A 3156-nucleotide genomic window follows, 5' to 3' on the forward strand; every position below is an offset into this window, starting at 1 on the left:
TCAATCATCGAAACAGAAAAAACTTAGCAAAAACAACGACTACAGCGACACGGCGATCCCAGCCAACGGTACCATCGCCATTTCCGTTAAATGTTTGATTTTATCTAGAAATTTCTGCTTAGAGGCCGCTGCTCCTGTGCCGTTTCGGGCTCGGGTGATCGGGGGCCAGCCCTACGCTGTGCAATAGGCACGACAGACCGTTCGAAGGCGCGGATCTTCCTTGACCTTGCGAACTCCATGCCAAGCGTCCACAGACCGGCGAAGAAGAATAATGGGCGCTTCTCGTTCAGGGCGAACCAGAAGTTTCGCTGAATGCCGGTTTCTGAATCTTTGTCGTTTGGCGCGTGGCTCTGCTCCGCATCTGCTGGTATCACCGCGTCGAGCGGGCATGTTTGTGCACCGCCGGGTCGGGTCTGTGGAGCAGCACCCGGTTCCGGCCGGATTGCTTGGCCAGATAGAGTGCGGCGTCCGCTTGACGCTGCAACTGCTCCGGTGAAATGGCCTCGTCAGCAGTCTGAACTGCAACTCCAATGCTGAGAGTGACGCTGCGCGAGACGCGGGATCCGGGGTTGGGCAAAGCGGCGGCCTCAATGCTCTTACGAACCCGCTCAGCCACAGAGACCGCCTCTTCCTCGGTTACCCCGGGCAGGAGCACGAGGAACTCTTCGCCACCGTAGCGAGCCACGCAATCACGATCGCGCCTGATATTCTCCTGAATAATATTGGCGACCTCCACCAGACAGCGATCACCCTCGGAATGGCCAAGGTGATCGTTCAGCTTCTTGAAGTGATCAATGTCGCACATCAGCATTGCCGCACCGTCGAGGCAACGTTTGTCATTTCCCCACAGGTGGTTAAGCGTCTCAGTCATCCAGCGCCGGTTGGCGATGCCCGTGAGTGGATCGGTCTTCGCCAGCAATTCCAGTCGATCATTCGCTTTAGCCAATTCGGCGACCCTGCGCCGGTCGCGTAGCTCAAACAGGAAACTCTTCTGAGCGAGAATTGTTATGATGCGCCGTGCTGCGACCGTCGCGAAGATACCGCTGGCGAAGAACAGCGTTCCAGCGACGGCGCTCCCATGCTCGATGGCCGGATTCCGCACCTGAAACACGAGATACAGTCCGAGCGCCAGCGCGGCAATCGTGACCGTCCAGGCCAGCGGGATGCCGAAGATGATGATGGCTGTAATGGCCACGAACAGCATGACATTCAATTGCCGTTCGTAGAACTCGCCGCCGGCGGCTACGCCGACCAAGGCAACCGATAACAAAATCAGGAACATGCCAGTGATCAGCGAAGTCCCTTCGAACCAGGGGGGACGCGGCTTTCGCCATGCGAGAACTACTGCGATGACGACGGGCGGGATAATAGCTCCGGGCAGGAGCATAGATTGCGCGATTGCGGTTGGGAGCATCAGCATGTTGAGCGCCAGCGTTAGCAGATCCAACAAGGCTACCCAGATCATCCATGCGCGGATGATCTTCGCCGTTTGCGACCAGACTCGTGCTCGAAACAGACGCTTGATCTCACCTTTGAGGCGGATGTCGCGCGTTCGGCGCGCCAGAAGCCGGTCAACTTCGGCACTTAAAGCAGGGTCATCCTGCACATCGAGGTGCATGAGATCTGACACAGTCGTTAGCCCTTATGCTTCCTCCTGATCATCCATCGAACCCCACCCGGGGTTCCGCAAATTGCGAGCCTGTCAGACTATGCTAAAGAATTCATTTCTAGTCATGGTGTTCATGTCTCGCTGCCCTAGCTGGCGAATTGACCCGCCGTGAGGTCCGTCTTCAAGGCTGTGGCCACGGAGGAGCGCGTCCTGATGGAATGATGGGAAATCCGTGTGTTCCGTTGCTCCGACAGCGGCCGAACAAAGAGCCTGCTTGCCGCCTCTGAACGGCCCCCCATGAAAGGAGCGATTTATCGCAACATGGCTCAGCATCAAGGGAACCATCGGGCGATTGAATCTTTCGTTCTCCAAGGAGCCTTTTCGTGAAACATGCCGAAACCGACGTAGACGTAATGGGAGCGGGCTGGCTGCTGGCAGTTCCATTTTCGGTCGCCGTGGTCGTTTTGGTGGCCGGATTGGTGTTGAGTTGATGGCCCACAAAGCTCGACCGCATACCCTGATGACGTTCGCTGGCCGTCAGAGAAACCAAGGCCGCGCTTGTGCAGCAGTTCAGGACTACGGTGGGCGCTACCGGCGTGCGTTTCGGCATTCTTCGGATCGGGCATCAGCTTCGCTGCAGAACCAGCGCTCCCCGCTGCCAGTGGAGATCGCCGTCCGGTCGTGAAAAACTGAGAGATGTCCCGCGGCTTTGCTCGATGACATCAAAGAGGGATCACCGCGGTTCACTCGGCATCAACTGCCAGGAACACACCGGCGCTTGCGGCAGTTGAAGATTTTATCATCGACGCGGAACAAATTTCGCGTGTCGAGGTTAAAAGGCGTTGGTTGCGGGGGACTGCGCGATGCTCCTTGCTCTGGATGATGCGATCTCAACGGCTGTTTTGGCCGGCAGAGGTGCAGGCGCGGAGGTTTTCGGCATCATCGATCTCAACAGCAAGATCGAAACCCGGATCAGCGCCATCAGCTTAGGACGAGCCATCCAGTTCGTCGCCAATGCGTCAGTGCTTGGATACGACGTTCGCAATGCGATGGTCTTATATGGCGAACCAGGAGCGCCAAGTTTGAGGGCGTGGGATTGCGAACACCTTTGGGCGCGATATGGTGGCGTTCTGCTCCAGCCATAGCGGGCTTTATCCCTTCAGGCGCAACCGTGGCCGGCGGGTCAATGGACGGTGAGCCAAGGCGTCGAAAGGAACCGCGAGAAAGGCCAACGCCGAGGATCAAGGTGCCGCGGCTCGCTTCCGATCGATCATCGGATAGCCGGACGGAACGATGCGGACGTTAGGGAGTTTTCCGGCGCCGATAACGCGCCGATAATGGGATTTCCATCCATTCAGCTTGGCCGCCTGTTTCATCGCTCGGCGGTTCTGAACCGGAGCGGCCCGGCACTCTGGCGGCTCGAGTCGCCAATGCGCCGGGCCTAACCGGTGGGGGCTGGAACGAAAAACAGGTAGTGTGCTGAGAGTTCTGCAAATTCGCTGAGAGAGGGCGGTCATGGCAGGCTGGTGATTGTTCAAAGTCACCTG

Annotated in this window: 3 protein-coding genes and 1 pseudogene; 2 read left to right on the top strand and 2 right to left on the bottom strand. The window is 57.9% G+C overall.

The features are described 5' to 3' along the window. Positions 1–187: hypothetical protein (locus LB565_RS29700; RefSeq protein WP_224589618.1), on the top strand; the 187-nt coding region annotated here is incomplete at its 5' end. 23 nt (positions 188–210) lie between these two features. Here the strand turns inward: LB565_RS29700 and LB565_RS29705 are convergent. Both LB565_RS29705 and LB565_RS29710 read right to left on the bottom strand, forming a co-directional pair. Then, positions 211–359, bottom strand: a pseudogene (locus LB565_RS29705) (SOS response-associated peptidase); the annotation flags it as partial. 11 nt (positions 360–370) lie between these two features. Next, on the bottom strand, positions 371–1618 hold the full coding sequence (locus LB565_RS29710; protein ID WP_224589620.1) for a GGDEF domain-containing protein: 1248 nt from the start codon (positions 1616–1618) through the stop codon (positions 371–373). An 854-nt stretch (positions 1619–2472) separates the two neighbouring features. Here LB565_RS29710 and LB565_RS29715 point away from each other — a divergent pair. Beyond that, the gene (locus tag LB565_RS29715; protein ID WP_224589619.1) at positions 2473–2754 is read left to right on the top strand and encodes a hypothetical protein; all 282 of its coding nucleotides are present in this window, start codon (positions 2473–2475) and stop codon (positions 2752–2754) included. Positions 2755–3156 lie beyond the last annotated feature (402 nt).

Source organism: Mesorhizobium sp. CA14, from assembly GCF_020165195.1.
Lineage (GTDB): Bacteria > Pseudomonadota > Alphaproteobacteria > Rhizobiales > Rhizobiaceae > Mesorhizobium.

Excerpts from the sequence above, each read along its gene's own strand:
- LB565_RS29710 (WP_224589620.1), bottom strand. The coding sequence starts at position 1,618 with ATGCACCTCGATGTGCAGGATGACCCTGCTTTAAGTGCCGAAGTTGAC.
- LB565_RS29715 (WP_224589619.1), top strand. The coding sequence starts at position 2,473 with ATGCTCCTTGCTCTGGATGATGCGATCTCAACGGCTGTTTTGGCCGGC.